The organism is Gluconacetobacter asukensis, assembly GCF_014174375.1.
In the GTDB taxonomy this organism is placed as follows: domain Bacteria; phylum Pseudomonadota; class Alphaproteobacteria; order Acetobacterales; family Acetobacteraceae; genus Gluconacetobacter; species Gluconacetobacter asukensis.
In genome coordinates this window covers 394,782-412,511 of sequence record NZ_JABEQE010000001.1, presented here as the reverse complement: position 1 = coordinate 412,511, position 17,730 = coordinate 394,782, and the positions used below count along the sequence as shown (strand labels likewise).

At 66.1% G+C, this 17,730-nt stretch carries 14 protein-coding genes; 4 read left to right on the top strand and 10 right to left on the bottom strand.

Features of this window, described 5'->3' with window-relative positions; genetic code table 11:
* Window positions 1-300: 300 nt before the first annotated feature.
* The gene (locus HLH35_RS01885; RefSeq protein ID WP_182977497.1) at window positions 301-1,206 is read right to left on the bottom strand and encodes a hypothetical protein; all 906 of its coding nucleotides are present in this window, start codon (window positions 1,204-1,206) and stop codon (window positions 301-303) included.
* Entirely contained in the window at window positions 1,203-2,255 is a 1,053-nt protein-coding gene (locus HLH35_RS01880) for a TolB-like translocation protein (RefSeq protein WP_182977496.1), read from the bottom strand. The genes HLH35_RS01885 and HLH35_RS01880 overlap by 4 nt, the downstream gene beginning before the upstream one ends.
* Window positions 2,256-2,380: 125 nt before the next feature.
* On the opposite strand from HLH35_RS01880, the gene HLH35_RS01875 reads away from it, so the two are divergent.
* Window positions 2,381-3,919 (top strand): MBL fold metallo-hydrolase, encoded by a 1,539-nt coding sequence (locus HLH35_RS01875; protein ID WP_182977495.1) that lies wholly within the window; start codon window positions 2,381-2,383, stop codon window positions 3,917-3,919.
* A 207-nt stretch (window positions 3,920-4,126) separates the two neighbouring features.
* On the opposite strand, the gene HLH35_RS01870 is transcribed toward HLH35_RS01875, so the two are convergent.
* Window positions 4,127-4,831 (bottom strand): HAD family hydrolase, encoded by a 705-nt coding sequence (locus HLH35_RS01870; protein ID WP_246384759.1) that lies wholly within the window; start codon window positions 4,829-4,831, stop codon window positions 4,127-4,129.
* A 255-nt stretch (window positions 4,832-5,086) separates the two neighbouring features.
* On the opposite strand from HLH35_RS01870, the gene HLH35_RS01865 reads away from it, so the two are divergent.
* Window positions 5,087-5,809, top strand: a complete 723-nt coding sequence (locus HLH35_RS01865; RefSeq protein WP_338029264.1) for a TetR family transcriptional regulator — start codon at window positions 5,087-5,089, stop codon at window positions 5,807-5,809.
* 387 nt (window positions 5,810-6,196) lie between these two features.
* On the opposite strand, the gene HLH35_RS01860 is transcribed toward HLH35_RS01865, so the two are convergent.
* The 7 genes from HLH35_RS01860 to HLH35_RS01830 all read right to left on the bottom strand — a co-directional run bounded on the left by HLH35_RS01860 (window position 6,197) and on the right by HLH35_RS01830 (window position 15,296).
* Entirely contained in the window at window positions 6,197-7,480 is a 1,284-nt protein-coding gene (locus HLH35_RS01860; protein WP_182977494.1) for an NAD(P)/FAD-dependent oxidoreductase, read from the bottom strand.
* Between the two features lie 107 nt (window positions 7,481-7,587).
* Window positions 7,588-9,090 carry an acetaldehyde dehydrogenase ExaC gene (gene exaC, locus HLH35_RS01855; RefSeq protein WP_182977493.1) on the bottom strand — a complete coding sequence of 501 codons (1,503 nt, stop codon included), beginning with the start codon at window positions 9,088-9,090 and terminating at the stop codon, window positions 7,588-7,590.
* A gap of 413 nt (window positions 9,091-9,503) precedes the next feature.
* The gene (locus HLH35_RS01850) at window positions 9,504-11,111 is read right to left on the bottom strand and encodes a TolC family protein (RefSeq protein WP_182977492.1); all 1,608 of its coding nucleotides are present in this window, start codon (window positions 11,109-11,111) and stop codon (window positions 9,504-9,506) included.
* Window positions 11,108-12,910 carry an FUSC family protein gene (locus HLH35_RS01845; protein WP_182977491.1) on the bottom strand — a complete coding sequence of 601 codons (1,803 nt, stop codon included), beginning with the start codon at window positions 12,908-12,910 and terminating at the stop codon, window positions 11,108-11,110. The genes HLH35_RS01850 and HLH35_RS01845 overlap by 4 nt, the downstream gene beginning before the upstream one ends.
* On the bottom strand, window positions 12,891-13,925 hold the full coding sequence (mdtN, locus tag HLH35_RS01840) for a multidrug transporter subunit MdtN (protein WP_408870079.1): 1,035 nt from the start codon (window positions 13,923-13,925) through the stop codon (window positions 12,891-12,893). The genes HLH35_RS01845 and mdtN overlap by 20 nt, the downstream gene beginning before the upstream one ends.
* Before the next feature lie 17 nt (window positions 13,926-13,942).
* Window positions 13,943-14,233: a YtcA family lipoprotein gene (locus HLH35_RS01835; protein WP_182977489.1), complete on the bottom strand. Its 291-nt coding sequence runs from the start codon at window positions 14,231-14,233 to the stop codon at window positions 13,943-13,945.
* A gap of 160 nt (window positions 14,234-14,393) precedes the next feature.
* Window positions 14,394-15,296, bottom strand: coding sequence for a LysR family transcriptional regulator (locus HLH35_RS01830; protein ID WP_182977488.1), 903 nt, complete (start codon window positions 15,294-15,296; stop codon window positions 14,394-14,396).
* Between the two features lie 153 nt (window positions 15,297-15,449).
* On the opposite strand from HLH35_RS01830, the gene HLH35_RS01825 reads away from it, so the two are divergent.
* Both HLH35_RS01825 and HLH35_RS01820 read left to right on the top strand, forming a co-directional pair.
* Window positions 15,450-16,223 (top strand): SDR family oxidoreductase, encoded by a 774-nt coding sequence (locus HLH35_RS01825; RefSeq protein WP_182977487.1) that lies wholly within the window; start codon window positions 15,450-15,452, stop codon window positions 16,221-16,223.
* Window positions 16,224-16,346: 123 nt separating this feature from the next.
* Window positions 16,347-17,687, top strand: a complete 1,341-nt coding sequence (locus HLH35_RS01820) for an amino acid permease (protein ID WP_246384758.1) — start codon at window positions 16,347-16,349, stop codon at window positions 17,685-17,687.
* Window positions 17,688-17,730 lie beyond the last annotated feature (43 nt).

Here is a 17,730-nt window from a genome sequence, read left to right as displayed (position 1 = left end):
TGTCTGCTTTATGGACACGTTAAAGACAAATCGGCAGGTCGCGTGTGAGGGCGAAAGACGACACGCCCCTGCGCACTCCCGTTCAAGCAGCCCTGCCGGGGATAACAAGCGCGCAGCCCCGACGTGAAACTCCCTTCCTTTCACGCCGGGCATGACGGATGATCTGTCTGCTGCCATGCGGGCCGAGAGCGCCCATGACCGCGGCGACCGCGATATCGGGCCAGCATGAGCAGGCCATGACGATACCTCGACAAGATGTTTAGTCCCGGGTTTGATCGCGCAGCAGTTTCCTCTCCATGGTCACAACACACCGATTGTCGGAAACGGTGCCGCATTCTCCAGCATGATCCGACGTTCATGCGCGGTGACCGTCTGGTTCGCGTCGTCGACAAGAACGTCATCACGCTCGACGATAATCTCGTCGCTGAGGACGATGCCAGCCTTAATGATCGTCACACCGCGCCATGAGGTATGGCCCCGCCGTAGATGAAACTCCTTCTGATGACCATCTTTCAGAAGGGTGATTGTTCCCGGATCGTTCTCGGAATAGAAACCCTCCGCCGATCCGGCTCTTGATAAGGTCATTGCGCCTGTGGTGACGTCATAGCCGGTCACAATGACGTCCTGCGAGCCACCCGCCCCCCCGAATTCCCAGGCAGGCAGATGGCTCTCGTGCCAATGACTGCCGCTTTTCAGACCGCCAAGCGGTCTGCCCCATACAGCTTGGTTGAACAATAACCCACTGGCATCGCGATCGGACTCGCATGCAACCTTGGTCGCATTAAAGATGCAGAAGCGATCGCCACCCGGTGTCATCGAGATATGGTGCCGGGCGATCGGTCGCCCATCGTACCGCGCCTGCATATCGAATTCGATGTCGTGGGTGGTCGCCTTGGTCACCCGGTAATCGGCAGTGCCGCCATTGCGCCAAACGAACTCCTGATAACCAGGGGCCGTTACGGAACGCTGGATCGAGAAAGCGTTGCTGAACAAGTCTCCCGATTTCAGGTTCGGTTCGAATGAAGGGTCCGGCGTCGCAAGAGCGCCGCTGCACCACAGGACGGCGCTGCATAAGCAGGCGAGGCTTCCTGAGGAAAGTTGCAACAGCCGATAATGCGCATGCGTCGGCAAAAGGCACCTCTCCATGCGCTTTTTCCTCGCGGGACTGACACCTTGCGCGCCTTTGGTGGGAACCAGCTTCATCATGGATGACTGCACACACCGCCGATTGGCCGGTGCGTCGCAACGAATGCGCCGATCGACACCTTGTAGGGCCGCAGGAGTCCGTTGGCATAATTGGCCTGTTCCACGCGGAAAGCCACGCTGTTGGCTGGTTTTGTGCGCGGTGTCGTGACACTTGAGCGGGCAGTGGAGAAATATAATGTCTGCCCATCCGGCGATAGACCGGTCGCGACCTCGTTGCCGGTACTGTTGATCGGGGCGCCAAAATGCAACGGCGTACACCAGCCGGTTGTGGTGCGGAACGCGATGAACAGATCCTTCGCGCCCAGCGTGCCCGCACGGTTGCTGGCGAAGACGATGAAGCTCTCGTCCGGCGCGATGGTCGGATCCATGTCGTGGGTCGTTTTATCCGCGCCAGGGATGACGATAGGCGACGGCGTTGCAAACCCATGACCGGCTGGCGAGGCGCGATAGATCGCCGTTCCGGTTGTGCCCATCTTCATGAAATACAGGACGCCGGTTCGGGTAAAGCTCGGGTAAAGGTCATTGTCGGTCGCCGAAGCTGGCTCGGGCAGGGCCGGCGTGGTCAGGCCGGCCTTGAAATCGTAGCGATACAAGCGATAGCCCGCCCCGGTGGCGGGACGGATCGAGGCGAACACGATCGACGTGCCGTCAGGGGACACGGCCGGGTCGGTGTCCTTGTCCACGCCGGAGAACGGCGCGACTTGTGGGGCGGACCATATGCCGTGCTGTTGCGTCGCCGCGAAAATGGTCAAGCCATCCCATGTCGGCTGGCTTTTGGAGACGTAGACGGTGTTGCCATCCGGCGTGAATGCGGCGTTCAGAGTAAAGCCCGGATCGCTGGAGAACGGCTGAAAGACGCCGAACCCGGCGGGGGAAACCGGAGGAACCTCCTCGGCGAGCGCAGTCTGCGTCATGCCTACGAGAAGAGCCAGTCCGAGGCCCCATCGTCCGGACAAAGAAGGGCGTGCCATTGACGTTGCCAGTCTCCTTGGAGGGCGTTGACGCGATATCGCCGCCGCCGTAACGTTTCTGGAGGCGACGGTATCCACGAACTGTCCGCTCTCAAACATGAATCATAATAAAATTGCAGAAAGGTAATGTGCGGTAACTTCTGCATGGCAATTGCCGCAATATGCCTAATGCAGATTGGCGACTCTCGTTGAGACGGTATCTTATGGCTCCTGCGAACCGGATCTTCCTGGCAATTACCTGCGCGACCGTGCCGGTTTTCCTCTGTGCCGCTGCGCCGCCGCCCGATGGGGCGCCCGTCGCTTCAGCGCATGGAGCACCCGGCTGCGCCGGCCTTGCGCCCCATGCGTGCATTGGCATCGCACTCGAGGCTATGGGTGGTGCGAACCGCCTGGCCGGCGTGCGAACGGCGCGATATGCGATCATTGGCCATCGTGAGGAAGCGGAACAATCCTATCGCCAGGCGCCATTCCAGATCGAATATGGTCGGGAGACCCGAATCGTCGACTATCGGCATGGTGCGGTCGATCGCGTGCATGAGTCCATTTTCCCCTCGACCGCACCGGACGAAAATATCAACAAAACCCATGTCGTGGTGTCGGCAGCCGGCGCGGTCATGAAAACGCCAGGCGGTGACAGGCCGGCCGCCAGGCAAACGCGCGAACAAGGTGACGATATCCTGCATGACGAGCCCATGATGGTGCTGCAGGCCGCAGCAAAGGCGCCCGATCTGCGCTACGCCGCGCCCGAATGGCTGCACGCGGCACCGCATACGGTGGTGACATTCACGGATCACGGGCAGACGGTTCGTCTCGCCCTGAATGCCGGAAGCCATCTGCCCGACGCGATCGAGCGGACCCGGACGTTCGAAGATTTCTGGAACGTCTGGGGCGACGTCGATCAGCGCATCTATCTCGACAGCTGGCAGGATGTCGGCGGCGTGCTTTTCCCGGCCAGCCGGGTCGATCAGCGCAACGGCTTGGAGACTGCTCACGAGCAATATCTGGACGTGCGATTCGATCCGGCCCTGGCAAGCGACGCCTTCTCCGTCGATTCAGCGGCGGCGGCCAAGAGCCTGCGGTCGCCGGGATGGGAACGGCCGTTCCCACCACAGGCACAAACGATCGTTCCCGGGGTCTGGCTGTTCCAGGGGGCATGGAATGTCAGCGTGATCGAACAGGATGATGGCTTGATTCTGCTCGAAGCGCCGATTTCCGCGTCCTATACGGCACAAGCGCTAGACGCTGCCGCGCACCTTGTGCCGGGCAAGCCAATCAAGGCCGTGATCTCGACGACGGATTCCTGGCCGCATGTCGCGGGACTGCGGGAAGCCGTGGCGCGGGGTATTCCGGTTTATCAGCTCGATCTGAACCGTCCGTTGCTGGACCGATTGATTGCTGCTCCCCATATCCTGCGACCCGACGACCTTGCCCGTCATCCCCGGCCGCCGCAATGGCATATGGTGAATCAGGTGCTTGCGATCCCCAGCCGTCACAATCCGATCATGCTGATCCCGATCTGCGGGCCCTCGACCGAGCGACAATACATGGTTTACTGGCCCGATGCGAAACTCCTCTACGCGAGCGACACGCTGGTACTGAACCCGGACAATTCGTTGTATAATCCTGAACTGATGCATGAAGTGGAAACAGCGGTTGCGCGGGCGCATATCGTGCCGCAGACTGTCTACGCGATGCATCAGGCACCAATGCCGTGGGGTAGAGCGATAGGGATGGTGCCGTAAGATTGGGCGTCCGCTGTCGGGAAGGCATGTGCTTGCATCTGTCGTCTGGAAAGTAGGCGGAAGCAGCCATGTCGGGCGATGCGTAATCGCTAAAGTGAGGGACATCGTGGGCGGGAGGAAAGGGCGCGTTGCCCCTTCCTCCGGCTTTGGGGGAACGTGTCGGGACATGCGCGCCGATGTCTCCCGGCGCGCGTTTTTGTCCGGTGTTCAGGCGTGGGCCTGTTCCAGCCAGTGGCGGACATGGTCCAGGTCGTTGACGATGGCCAGGGCCTTTTCGCGGATGTCTTCGGTGGGGGCCAGGAGATCGGGCACCACGATGACGGGGATGCCGGCGGCGTGGGCGGCGCGGGCGCCGTTGTGGGAATCTTCCAATGCCAGGCAGGCTTCGGGGGCGATTCCGATTTTTTCCGCTGCCGTCAAATAGGGTTCGGGATTCGGCTTGCCGCGTGTGACGTCGTCGCGGGTCACGATGGCGTCGAAGCGGGTCAGGAGCCCGACCAGTTCCAGATGATGGTCGGTGCGATAGCGGCTGGAGGAGGTGGCGATGGCGCGCGGCAGGCCCAGCCGGTCGAGCAGGTCCAGCAGGGGGATGACGCCCTTTTTCAGCACCAGGCGGTCGCTGTCGACATAGCGGCGGAGATGCTCTTCCTGCAGCGCGAAGAAGCGTTCCAGCGGGAAATCGGTGCCGTACGTGTCGTGCACCATCTGGCGGCAGGTGTCGGCGGGCATGCCGATCATGCCGCGGCAGAAGGCGAGCGGCACGTCGTAGCCCAGGTCGGTCCCGGCCTCGGCCAGTGCGTCCATCGCCAGGGTTTCGCTGTCCAGCAGCAGGCCGTCCATGTCGAAGATCACGCCCTTGATGGCCTGGAAGGCGGATGGGCTCAGGTGGGTGGGGATCGGATATCCCGTCATGCGTTTTTCTCTCGCTGCTGTTTCTTTCGGCGCATTATCGTCCGTTGGCGCTGCACGGTGCAACCCGGTATGGGGGTTTTTCGTAAACATCGTTGATTTGAAAACGAAATTTCATGTCTATTCGCATCGTGGCGATGCGGGGCGGGATGGTGAGTGCCATTTTCCGGTGTGTCTGCGTTGCCGGGAGGGGGTGCGGTGGCGAGGGTGGAGGCTTTTGCCGTTCGCGACTATCATCGGCCGGGGAGGGGCGGTCTTGTGGGCCGATACCCTGCCGGTTTCCCCTTTTTCGGTGTGCCGATCCGTTCGGTGCGCCGGTCCGTCCTGTTCGAGAGCGATCCTGTCTTGCCCGTGTCCCGGCCCCCGGTTTCTTCCCTGCGTGTCGCCGCTTCCGTGCCGTCCCGGCGGGAGGCGCGGCGGAGCGAGACCCATGCTGCGCTGATCGAAGGGGCGATGCGCCTGCTGTCGACCCAGGGGTTCGACACCACCACGGTCGACGAGATCGCGGCCAGCGCGGGCATTTCGCGCCGGACGCTGTTCCGGTATTTTCCGGCCAAGGCGGATATCGTCACCGCCTGGGCGCAGAACATGACCGATGTGCTGACCGCCAGCGTCGAATCCTGCCCGGCGGATTTCACGCCACAGGACATCATCCGCACGGCGCTGGAAGCCGTGGTGCCGCAGATGGCGAAGAACCGGGCCGAGGCGTTCGCCTTCGCCTGTCTGATTGAGCGGACGCCGGCGCTGCTGTCGGTGAGCCTGCGGAAATATGCGCGGTGGGAGGATGCGCTGGCCGCCGCCCTGGCCAGCCGGCTGCCGCCGTCGCCCGATCAGGCGCTGGCGGCGCGCGTGGCCGCGCGGTCGGGGATCGCGGCCTTTCGCACCGCGCTGGATGAATGGATCAGGCTCAAGGGGCGCCCGGCGCTGGTGCCGATCCTGCACAAGGTGCTGGCATTGCAGGCGGGGCTTTTAAGGGCCTGATCGGAAACGCGCGTCGGGTCGCTGTCAGTGCGCGTTGTGCGGCTGGTGGAATGGAGAGCCTGACCGGAAATGTGGGCTGGCGAGCGAGAGCGGCCCGGAGGGCCGCGCCCGTCGTGTGTTTCTGAGCATCGGAGCGGAGCGGCCTTTGGGGCCGTGAGCACCGAAGCGCAGGAAACGCGCGTCGGATCGCTGTCAGTGCGCGTTGTGCGGCTGGTGGAATGGAGAGCCTGACCGGAAATGTGGGCTGGTGAGCGAGAGCGGCCCGAAGGGCCGCGCCCGTCGTGTGTTTCTGAGCATCGGAGCGGAGCGGCCTTTGGGGCCGTGAGCACCGAAGCGCAGGAAACGCGCGTCGGATCGCCGCCAGCGCGCATTTACGGTCAGGCTCGGTCAGTCTAGCCGGACCGAGGGCCGCACGAACGCATCGATCCGGTCGGCCAGGATGGACATCAGGCCGCGGAACAGGCCGTACAGTTCCACCTGGTGCTGGCGGTAGAGCATCAGGTGGCCGAGCCGCGCGGTGAGGCCGTTGAGGAAGCCGCCGCCGAAGACGGTGCCGCCGGGCAGGGTGCCCCAGCCATTGTAATTGCCCAGCGCCACGATGGCGCCCTTGTTGCGGAAGACGCAGGCCGGGACCGTGCGTCCGTCGCGCAGCCAGGCCGGCAGGTGGCGGGCGAGGTGGTGGGCCTGCTGGCGGGCGACCTGCGCCGTGGGCGGCAGGGGGTCCGAGGAGATGAATGAGCAGTCGCCCATGGCGAAGATATGCTCGTCATCCTGTGATTGCAGGTTGGGGTGGACCAGGATCTGGCCCGAGCGGCTGAGGGAGAGTCCGTCGAAGGCCGATGTGACGTCCGGCGCTTTCACGCCCGCGGCCCAGACGCGCAGCGTGGCGGGGATGCGCGTGCCGTCCTTCAGGCTCAGCCCTTCGGCATCGGCGCCGGAGACCATGGCGGAGGTGCGGACCGAGACGCCGATGCTTTCGAGCTGGCGCTGGGCTGCGGTGGACACGGTTTCGGGGAAGGCGGGGAGAATGCGGGGGCCGGCTTCGAGCAGGGTGATCTTGAGCTGCGGGGGTGCCGCGCCGAAGGAATGCAGGGCGACCAGGTCCAGCGCCTTGTGCAGTTCGGCCGCGAGTTGTGTGCCGGTTGCGCCGCCGCCGACAATGGCGATGTCGAGCGGCTTGTCGGCCGCGTAGGCGCGCAGCAGCTCCATGCGGAATTTTTCGTTGAAGCCGTTGGCTTCGACCAGATTGTCGATGAACAGGCAATGTTCCGCGACGCCTGGCGTGCCGAAATCATTGGCGCGGCTGCCGATGGCCAGCACGAGGGCGGCATATTCGACCGTGCGGCTTTCCAGCACCACCTCGCCCTCGGCGGAGCGGAAGGGGCCGAGGATGGCGCGCTTGTTCGCGCGGTCCAGCGCCACGATCTCGCCGGGCCAGAATTCGAAATGGCGGCTGCTGGCCTGCGCCATGAAGCTGATGCGGTCATTCTCGTTCTGGGCCGTGCCGGCCGCGAAGCAATGCAGCATGGGCTTCCAGACATGGGAGAAGCTCTTGTCGATCAGCGTGATCCGGGCCTGACCCTGCCGGCCCAGCGTGTCGCCCAGCCGGGTGGCCAGAGCCAGCCCCGCGACGCCGCCCCCTACGATGAGAATTTCCGGTTTTGTCGCCATCGCGTCTTCAGGGTCCATCTGCAAGGGGTTGCCACGGGTGGCCCGGCGCGGGCCGGGGCCCTGCCGGGTTGGGTAGGGGCGCCGTGTCCTGCGCCCCCGCGGCGGTCTCAGAAGAAGCCGAGCTTCTTCTCGCTGTAGCTGACCAGGAGATTCTTGGTCTGCTGATAATGTTCTAGCACCATCTTGTGCGTTTCACGACCGATCCCCGACTTCTTGTAGCCGCCGAAGGCGGCGTGAGCCGGATAGACGTGATAGCAGTTGATCCACACACGTCCAGCTTCCATACCGCGTCCCATACGGTAGCAGGTATTCGCGTTGCGGGACCAGACGCCCGAACCGAGGCCGAATTCGGTATCATTGGCGATGGCGAGGGCCTCTTCCTCGGTGCGGAAGGTTGTGACCGCCAGCACCGGGCCGAAGATCTCTTCCTGGAAGATCCGCATCTTGTTGTTGCCCTTGAAGACGGTGGGCTGGACGTAGAAGCCTTCCTGGAGCACGGCGCCGAGATCGGGCTTGCCGCCGCCGGTCAGGAGCTGCGCGCCCTCGTTCCTGCCGATGTCGATATAGTCCAGGATCTTCTGCTGCTGCATCAGCGAGTTCTGGGCGCCCATCATGGTGGTGGGGTCCAGCGGGTTGCCCTGCCTGATCGCCTTTACGCGGGGAAGGGCGCGCTCGATGAAACGTTCGTAGATCGATTCGTGCACCAGCGCGCGGCTGGGGCAGGAGCAGATCTGGCCCTGGTTCAGCGCGAACAGGGCGAAGCCCTCGATGGCCTTGTCCAGATAATCGTCGTCATGGTCCATGACGTCGGCGAAGAAGATGTTCGGCGACTTGCCGCCCAGTTCCAGCGTCGCCGGGATCAGGTGTTCGGCCGCCGCGTGGGCGATCATCTTGCCCGTCGGCGTGGAGCCGGTGAAGGCGATCTTGGCGATGCGGTTGCTGTTGGACAGGGCGGCGCCGACATCGCGGCCCAGGCCGTTGACGATGTTGAGCGTGCCGGGCGGGAACAGGTCGCCGATCAGTTCCATCAGCACCAGGATGCTGGCGGGGGTGGTCTCGGCAGGCTTCATGACCACGCAATTGCCGGCGGCCAGCGCGGGGGCCAGCTTCCACGAGCCCATCAGCAGCGGGAAGTTCCAGGGGATGATCTGGCCGACCACGCCCAGCGGCTCGTGGAAATGATAGGCGATCGTGGTGTCGGTGATCTCGCTCAGCGCGCCTTCCTGGGCGCGGATACAGCCGGCGAAATAGCGGAAATGGTCGATCGCCAGCGGGATGTCGGCGTTCAGCGTCTCGCGGATCGGCTTGCCGTTATCCCAGGTTTCGGCGCGGGCCAGCAGGTCGAGATTCTGCTCCATCCGGTCGGCGGCCTTGAGCAGGATCAGCGAGCGGTCGGCGGGGGAGGTGTGGGCCCAGCCCTTGAACGCCTTGTGGGCGGCATCCAGCGCCAGTTCGATATCCTCGGCGGTGGATTGCGGGACCTCGCACAGCACGCTTCCGTCGACGGGGGTGATGTTGGACATGTAGGCGCCCTTGACCGGGGCCACCCACTCTCCACCGATATAATTCTCGTAGCGTGCCTTGAACGGCGGCTGTTCGTTGACAGACATTGCGGACACTCCTTGGACTGCGACGGCCCTATCCGACAGGCGGCCGGAAACGGAGCCGGACATCAAACAGGACCGGGTTGGTCCGTGTTGCTGTATCCCGCGTTATATAGATGGGGGGATGACCGGCAATCGGGAGCGCGGTCACATCCTTGTGAAAAATGGCACTGAGTGCCATAATAATTTCGTAGAAAAATATTATATAACAATTAGTTATATGATTATTCTTGGGTGGGTTTGCGTGCGCCCGCGGGCCTTCAGGGTCGGAGGGCCGGATTGGAAATGTGGGCTGGTGAGCGAGAGTGCCGCGCAGCGGCACGGCCGGCGTGTGTTTCCGAGCATCGGAGCGGAGCGGCCTTGATGGAAGTGAGCACCGAAGCACAGGAAACGCGCGTCGGATCGCCGCCAGCGCGCATTTACAACCCGGCCCCACCTAATGCGCCTGTGCCGAAGGCGAGCCCGGCGGCGGCGATCAATGTGGCGTAATAGGCGTCGGAGCGGCTGATGTCGGCGTCCAGCAGGCCGTTCTGCGCCAGTTGCGTCTGGGTGATCGCGCCGGTGCCGCTGCGATAGGCGGTCAGGGAGGCGTCGAAGCTGGTCTGGGCGGCCGTGCGCAGCGTGGTTGCGGCGGCGTAGGCGTGCAGGCCGGTGCGCAGGGCGTTTTCCGCCGCCACGATCTGCTGGATGGCGTCGTTGACCGTCTCGCGCAGCGTGGCCTCGGCGCTGTCCGACTGGTCCTGCGCCTGTTTGACCACCGCCGCGCGCAGGCCGCCATCGAAGATCGGCACGCTGATGCCGCCGAGCACCAGGCTGCTGAAACGGTTGGCCGACAGGTTCAGCGTCGGCGCGGAATCGCTGCCGATGCCGGGCACCGAGGTGAGGTTCATGCGGCCGGTGGCGTAGGAGACGTTGCCGGTCATGAAGATGCTGGGCAGGAACGCGTCACGTGCCGCGCTGACGCGGCTGTGGGCCGCGCGCGCCGCCGCATAGGCGGCCAGTACGTCGGGGCGGCGGGCTACCGCGCGCTTGACCATGTCCTCGCTCAGCCGGGCGTCGTCCTGGGTCAGGGGGCGGCCCGACACGTCTTCCAGCCCGATCCGGGTTTCGGCGGAGACGCCGGTGGCGGCCAGCAGGGTCAGATAGGTGTTTTCGTCATCGCCTTCGGCCTGGACCAGGCGGAGGGCGATTTGCGCCGTGGCCTGCCGTGCCTGCGTGACGTCGACGATCGTGCCCTGGCCCTGGTGCAGCCGGGCCTCGGCCGCCGCCTGGACGCGGCGCGCATTGTCCAGGGCGGTGTGCAGGAGGCGCACGCGGGCAGTGGCAGCGGCGTGGGTGTAGAAGGCGGTGGTGACGGCATAGATCACCTTCTGGTGCGCCGCCGTGAACAGGATATTGGTGGCGATCTGCGCCTGATGCGCCGCCGCGATGGTGGCCGCGCGCCGGCCGAAATCGAACAGCAGCCATTCCAGCCCCAGCGTCTGCACCTCGCCGGCGCCGGACGTGCGGGTGCCGGGGCCGTTGCCCAGTGGCAGTGTGCCGTCGCCGTTGGTGTCCAGCGATGCATCGGATGTCTGGCCGTGGCTGTGCGACCAGCCGCCGACCACGGTGGCCGTCAGGTGCGGCAGGTAGGTACTGCGGGCGATGCCGACCGCCAGCGCCGCGTCGCGCGCGGTATTCCAGGCGCGGCGGGTTTGGGGATTGGCGGATTGCGCAACGTCGATGAGGTCCGCCAGCGTGTAGGGGTGCGCTGTTTGTGCCGGCAGGGCGGGCGAGGCGCCGCGCGTTACCACCGCCGGGTCGGCGGGCAGGGTGTATCCGGGCGGCAGCGTCAGGCCGCGCTGTCCGTGGCCGGGTGGTACGATGGTGCCCGCTGCCGTCACGTCCGGGGTCCAGGGCCGGTCCGGGCGCGGCGGGGCGGTGGCCAGTTCTGCGGTGGCGCATCCGGCGAGCAGCAGCGCGGTTGCGGCCAGTGTGGGCAGGGACGCGCGGCGCGGCGTGCCGGCGGTTTTGAAGCGGCTTTTCATGATGCCAGCGCCTCCAGCGCCGCGATGCGGGCGCCGGGGTCGGCTGCCGTGCCGTCGAGCATGTCGGCGCCGAGGCGGCTGGCGTCGGCGAAGCCGGTCTGGAAGGCGGTGATCCGGTCCATTTCCGCGCGGATGTGGATGGGCTCGGCGAGGGCGTATTCCACCTGTCGTTCGCCCTGCGAGACGGCGGATTGCAGGGCGGCGACGCAGGCGGCCTGCTCCTGCCTGGTGGTGGCCGTGCGCTGGCGGCGCAGCAGGGCGGCGACCGCGTGCAGGCGCTGGGCGATGCCGTCATAGGCGCTGGTGGGCCAGAAGCTGGTGAACATGGCGTAGGTGATGGCGTTGCCCAGCATGATGCCCACGATGCGGTCGCGGGCCGTCGCCATGTCGCTGGTGGGGCCGTAGCCCTTGAGGTCGGTCAGGTAGAAGGCCAGCCCGATCTGGAGCCCGGCATAGGCGATCCGCTCGTCGCCGGTCTTGACCCATGCCGCCAGCAGCGAGACCGCGAAGACCAGGATCAGGAAGCCGGTGATGTCCTGAAGATGCGGCTGGACGAAGAGGATGGCGGCGATGCCGATGGCGCCGCCGATCAGCGCGCCGCTGATCCGCAGCGTCAGCTTGGCGATCATTTCGCCCATCGTCGGCAGGGCGACGATGAAGCAGGTGATGATGCAGGTATGGATGCCCGGCCAGTCGATCAGCCGGAACAGGAGATAGCTGGTCATGACGGCGGCGGTGCCCTTTACCGCGAAGCGGACATGGACGGGATTGGTGAAGGCATCGGGGGCGAAGAAGCCGCCTTTCTTTTTCGCCGGCGCGTCCTGCTGTCCGGACGTCGGGTCGGGGGTGGTGAAGACCGCCAGCAGAGCGGCCATGGCCGCGCAGGCCGGCCGGTCGGGCGGCGTGGCGGGGGCGGCGATGGCGGTCGGGTAGTCGCCGTCGGCGAAGATGGCGGCCATTTCCTCCAGCGCGTCGATCAGCGCCTGGGGCGGTGCGTCGTGCTGGTGCGCGGCCTCGGAGTCCGCCAGGGCCAGGACCGCGACGGCGCAATCGGCCGCCTGGCGCAGGCAGGCGAGGTCGGCTGGGTGCCACAGCCGTTCCAGGCCGGCCATGCGCAGGGCCTTCGTCATTCCGGTGGCGCCTTCGCGCAGCAGGCCGGTGGCGTGCGCGCGGGCCTCGGCGTCGGTGCCGCGCAGCAGGGCGGCGCTGAGGCGCAGGCGGGCGGCGATGTCGTCGGTCAGAATCCGGCGCGGCGAGGGGCAGATGAGCAGGCCCAGCACCAGCATGACCGCGCCGGGCACGGCCAGGAACAGGTCGGTATAGAGCAGCGCGCGGGTGACGATTTCGCCGATCGGGGCCTGATCGATGGCGACCAGCCCGTAGACCACGATCAGCCCCAGCATATAGGCCACCGGCTTCAGCTTGCTGGCCGAGCCGAGGAAGAAGAAGCCGAAGGACAGCAGGGTGATGACCAGCACCAGCGCCACCGGGTGGTCCAGCGTCAGCGCGATCAGCCCGTAGATCAGCACCAGCAGGATGACGATCAGCAGGTTGACCGCCACGCCGGCCACGGCGTTGGTCACGCGGTCCTTCTGCCAGAGCGCCAGGGTGACCAGGGCCGGCACCGCCAGGTCGGGTATCTGCCAGATTTCGCCCAACAGAACCGTGGTCGTGCAGCCGGCCGCCATGCGTAGCGCGTGGCCCAGCCGGCCGGGCGTGGGGTCGCGCACCAGGCGCCACAGGCGGGGCGGCGTGAGGGGGGCGTCGGCCATGCCGGGGTCAGGGACAGGCGGCGCCATGTCGGATCTCGACCGTGGCTGTGGCACCCATCCGCAACAGGGTGGGGGTGGCTCCTTGCAGATGCACCCGCACCGGGAAGCGCTGGGCGACATGCACCCAGTCCATCTGCCGCGGCACCAGGGGCAGCGTGCGGGCCGGCCCGGCCGAATCCGCCGACAGCACGCCCCAGCCGATGCTCTCCACCCGGCCCTGGATCGGGGTGCGGCGGTCGATCATCGAATAGATCGTGGCGCAGTCGCCGGGGTGGACGGCCGGGAGGGTGATTTCGCGCAGATTGGCGACGGCGTACCATGCCTCGTCGGCGATCAGGGTGAACAGGACCTGTGAGGGGGCCAGAACCTCGCCTGCCTTTACCCGCAGGCTGGTGACGTAGCCGTCGGTCGGGGCTGTTACCGCCGTCTGGCGCAGTTCGTAGCGGGCGCGGTCGAGTGCCGCCTGGCTGGCGGCCTGTGCGGCCGTTGCGCTGGCCAGGTCGCCGATTGCGACCTCGGAAGCCGCCGATTGCTGGCGGGCCTGGGCCAGTGAGATCTCGGCGTCGTTCCGCGCCACGCGCGCCTGGTCGTATTGCTGCCATGGGACGTAGGAGCGGCTGGCCAATGGCTCCAGCCGCGTCACGGTGCGGTCGGCGAGGTCGCGGTTGGTCTGTGCCCGTGTGACCTGGTCGCGGGCGGTGGCGGCCTGCGCCGTGCGGACGGCCAGCAGGCGGCGCTGGTTGGCCAGTTCCGCCGTGGCCAGTGCGAGATTGGCTTCGGCCTGCCGCACTGTCAGCGCGTAGGGTTCCGGGTCGATGCGGTAGAGCAGGTCGCCCTTGTGGACATGCTGGTTCTCGCGGACCGGCAGGTCGACCAGCCGGCCGCCGACGACCGAGGCGACATGGACCAGTTCGGCGTCGATGGTGGCGCTGTCGGTCGAGGGGTAGGCATCGTCCCAATGGGCGACATAGAGCCCGGCCAGGATGGCCGCGCCGATGCAGGCCAGGGCGATCAGGATGCCGATGCGGCTTCTGCCGCCCATGTGTATCCGCTCCATGCTTAGGGCCCGAATGCCAGCGCCCATAGGGCGAGGGCGGCCAGCGTGCCCAGGGCGACATAGGTGAACAGGCGGAAGCTGAGCAGGGCGTCGATCCCGGTTTGCAGGAACACCACGCGCAGCCCCACGGCCACGGCGATGCCCGTGAGTGCGCACAGCATCCAGGCCGGGAAATAGGCGCCGACGATGGGGAAGGAAGGCGCGCCGCGCAGGGCGCAACCGTTCAGGGCGAGGAGCGGGAGGATGGTTCTTCTTTTTCTGAAGAAAAAGAAGCAAAAAGACTTTTGTCTCATTGGCCTCCGCGCGGGCTGGCAGGGTTTTGTTTAAAACGTCCAGAAGTTTTTTGGTTCTTTTTTTCAAAAAAGAACAGGAAGAGGCTTTCCAGTGTCCATCTCACCATCACCAGCCGGTCATGGCACGTTAAAGTTAAAGACTGTTTGAAAATTTAGTCTCTCAGGCCCGCAACAAGGGGGCCAGCAGCCCGGCCAGCCAGTCGGCGAAGACGCGCACGCGGCGTGCGGCGTGTCGGCGGTGGGGATGCAGCAGGGTGAGCTTCATGGGCTCGGCGCGCCAGTCGGGCAGCAGGTCGACCAGCGCGCCGGAGCGCAGATGGTCCTGCACATCGTAGGCGGGGACCTGGATCATGCCCAGTCCGGCCAGGCAGCAGGCGATCAGGGCTTCGGCGCTGTTGACGGTAACGCGGCCGGGCAGGGGGAGGGTGCGGATTGTGCCGTCCTGGACCCATTCCCAGGGCTCGACGCGCCCGGTGGCGGGGGAGGCGTAGCGGACGGCCAGGTGGTTGGGCAGGTCGTCCGGGTGGTGCGGCGTGCCGTGGCGGGCCAGATAGGCGGGGCTGGCCACGTTGAGCAGGCGGAATTCGCCCATGTGGCGGGCGATGAGCGTGGAATCGTGCACCGGGCCGACGCGCAGCGCGCAGTCGGTTCCGTCCTCGATCAGGTTCACGGCGCGGTCGGTCACGCCCAGTTCGATGCTGATGCCGGGGTGGCGGGCCAGGAAGTCGGGCAGGGCGGGGGCGACGACCAGCCGGCCGATGCGGCCGGGCATGTCCACCCGCAGCACACCGTGCGGGCCGCCGGGTTCGCGGCGGAACTGGCCTTCCGCTTCCTCTACATCCGCCACCAGGCGGACGCATTGTTCGTAGAAGGCCGCGCCGTCCGGGGTGGGGGCGACGCGGCGGGTGGTGCGGGCCAGCAGGCGGGTGCCAAGTCTGGCCTCCAGATCCTGGATCGCGGTCGAGACCGTGGAGCGCGGCAGGTCCAGCGTGGCGGCGGCCCGGGTGAAGCTGGCGCTTTCGACCACGCGGGCGAAGATGCGGAACAGGTCGATGCGGTCCATTATTGGCCTCGGAACCCTCCCGGCATGGGGGTGTTTGTTCGGATTCTACGACATGTGTTGTTCGGAAACGCAAATTTATCCGCGTTTTTGGAATGATATCGTGCGGCGCATGATCTCCCGCATCCGGCGGGGGCACGGGAAGGAGCCATCGAGATGGCCGATCACAGCATTCGTGGAAAGACGGTCCTGATTGCCGGCGGGGCGAAGAATCTGGGCGGGCTGATCGCGCGCGACCTGGCGGCGGCCGGGGCGAAGGCAATCGCGATCCATTACAACAGCGATTCCTCGCGGCCCGAGGCCGAGAAGACCCTGGCCGACATCCGCGCGGCGGGGGCCGATGCGGTGGCCTTTCAGGCCGATCTGACCCGTGCCGGGGCCTGTGGCGCGCTGTTCGCGGACACGGTGGGGGCGATCGGCCGGCCGGATATCGCGATCAATACCGTGGGGAAGGTGCTGAAGAAGCCGATCGTGGAAACCACGGAGGCGGAATTCGACGCGATGACGGCGATCAATTCCAAGGCGGCTTATTTCTTCATCAAGGAGGCCGGGCTTTACCTGAAGGATAACGGCAAGCTGGTGACGCTGGTGACCTCGCTGCTGGGGGCCTATACGCCCTTCTATTCGACCTATGCCGGGGCCAAGGCGCCGGTGGAGCATTATACCCGCGCGGCCTCGAAGGAGTTCGGCGCGCGGGGGATTTCGGTCAACGCGGTGGGGCCGGGCCCGATGGATACGCCGTTCTTCTACGGGCAGGAGGCGCCGGAAGCCGTGGCCTATCACAAGCAGGCGGCGGCGCTGTCGGCCTTCAGCCCCACCGGCCTGACGGAAATCGGGGACGTGGCGCCCTTCATCCGCTTCCTGGTGTCCGAGGGCTGGTGGATCACCGGCCAGACCATCCTGATCAATGGCGGGTACACCACCAAATAATCGCGCCGTCCGTCCGGTCGTTTCCCCTGCGATCCGGCTTTGCGCCGGCATGGGCCGTGTCTATGGTGAGGGCCCGGGCGGCGCGGCATGGCGCCGCCCCTGTTGGTTTCGGGGGGACGGTTCTTGGGTCTGAAGCAGCGCCATATTCTGTTCATGGCATTGGGCGGGTCGGTGGGGGCCGGGTTGTTCCTCGGGTCCGGCGGGGCGATCCAGCAGGCGGGGACGTCGGTGCTGCTGGCCTATGTGCTGTGCGGAATCGTCGTGTTCCTGATCGGCCGGGCGGCGGCGGAACTGGCGCTGTCGGACCCGGAAGGGCGGACGCTGAACGCCTTTGTCGGGCGGTATCTGGGCGCACGCATGGAATTCCTGGTCGGCTGGAGCTACTGGCTGATCTGGACGCTGGTGTGCATTTCCGAGATCACCGCTGCCGGGATCTTCGTGCGCCACTGGATTCCGGAGGTGCCGCAATGGGCGGTCGCCGCTGTGCTGGGGGGCGTGCTGCTGGCCGTGGGGTCGCGTGCCGTGGCGACCTTCGGCGAGATGGAATTCTGGCTGGCCATCATCAAGATCTGGGCCATCGTTGCACTGATCGGCTGCGGGCTGGTCACGATCCTGGGTCATGTGGGGCCGGCGGGGCCGCGTGCCTCCTTTGGCCATCTGTGGGATGCGGGGGTGATGCTGCCGCATGGGATGGCCGGCTTTGCCGCCATCCTGCCGATGGCGCTGTTCGCCTTCGGCGGCACCGAGATCATCGCGCTGACGGCGGCCGAAACGGATAATGCCGTGCGGGTGCTGCCGCGTGTGATCAACGGCATCGTCGGGCGCATCATCGTCTTCTATGTGGGCAGTCTGGCCGTGATCATGGCGATCGTGCCGTGGGGCGAGGCGGATGCGACGCATAGCCCGTTCGTGCTGGCCTTCCAGCATATGGGGCTGCCGACGGCGGGCGAGGCGATCAATGCCGTCATGGCGCTGGCGGCGCTGTCGTCATGCAATGCCGGGCTGTATGCCACCAGCCGCACGCTGGCGTCGCTGGCCGAAAGCGGCATGGCCTCGGCGCGGCTGCGTGAGCGTTCGGCGGCGGGGGTGCCCGCGATGGCTTTCGCGGTCTCGTTCGCCACCGTGCTGGCCGGCGTGGTGCTGAATTATTTCCTGCCCGACCGGCTGTTCGGCTACGCGATCCAGGGTGTGGCGTTTCTGCTGATCTTCGTCTGGGCGTCGATCATGGTGGCGCATCTGGCCTATCGGCGCAGCGCGGACGGCGCGCGGGGGCAGGTGGCGGCGCTGCCGGGGGCGCCGGTCAGTAACTGGCTGGCCATCGCCTTCCTGCTGGCGATCGGGCTGGATATCGTCTGGGGCGGGCATCTGTATGTGCCGTTCCTGCTGGATATGGCGTGGCTGGCGGCGCTGGTGCTGCTGCATGGGCGGCTGTCGGCGCGCCGGGCGGGGGCGTCCCTGGTGTGACGCCTTTGGCAGAGGGTGCCGCGCGGACCCTGTGACGGAGGCT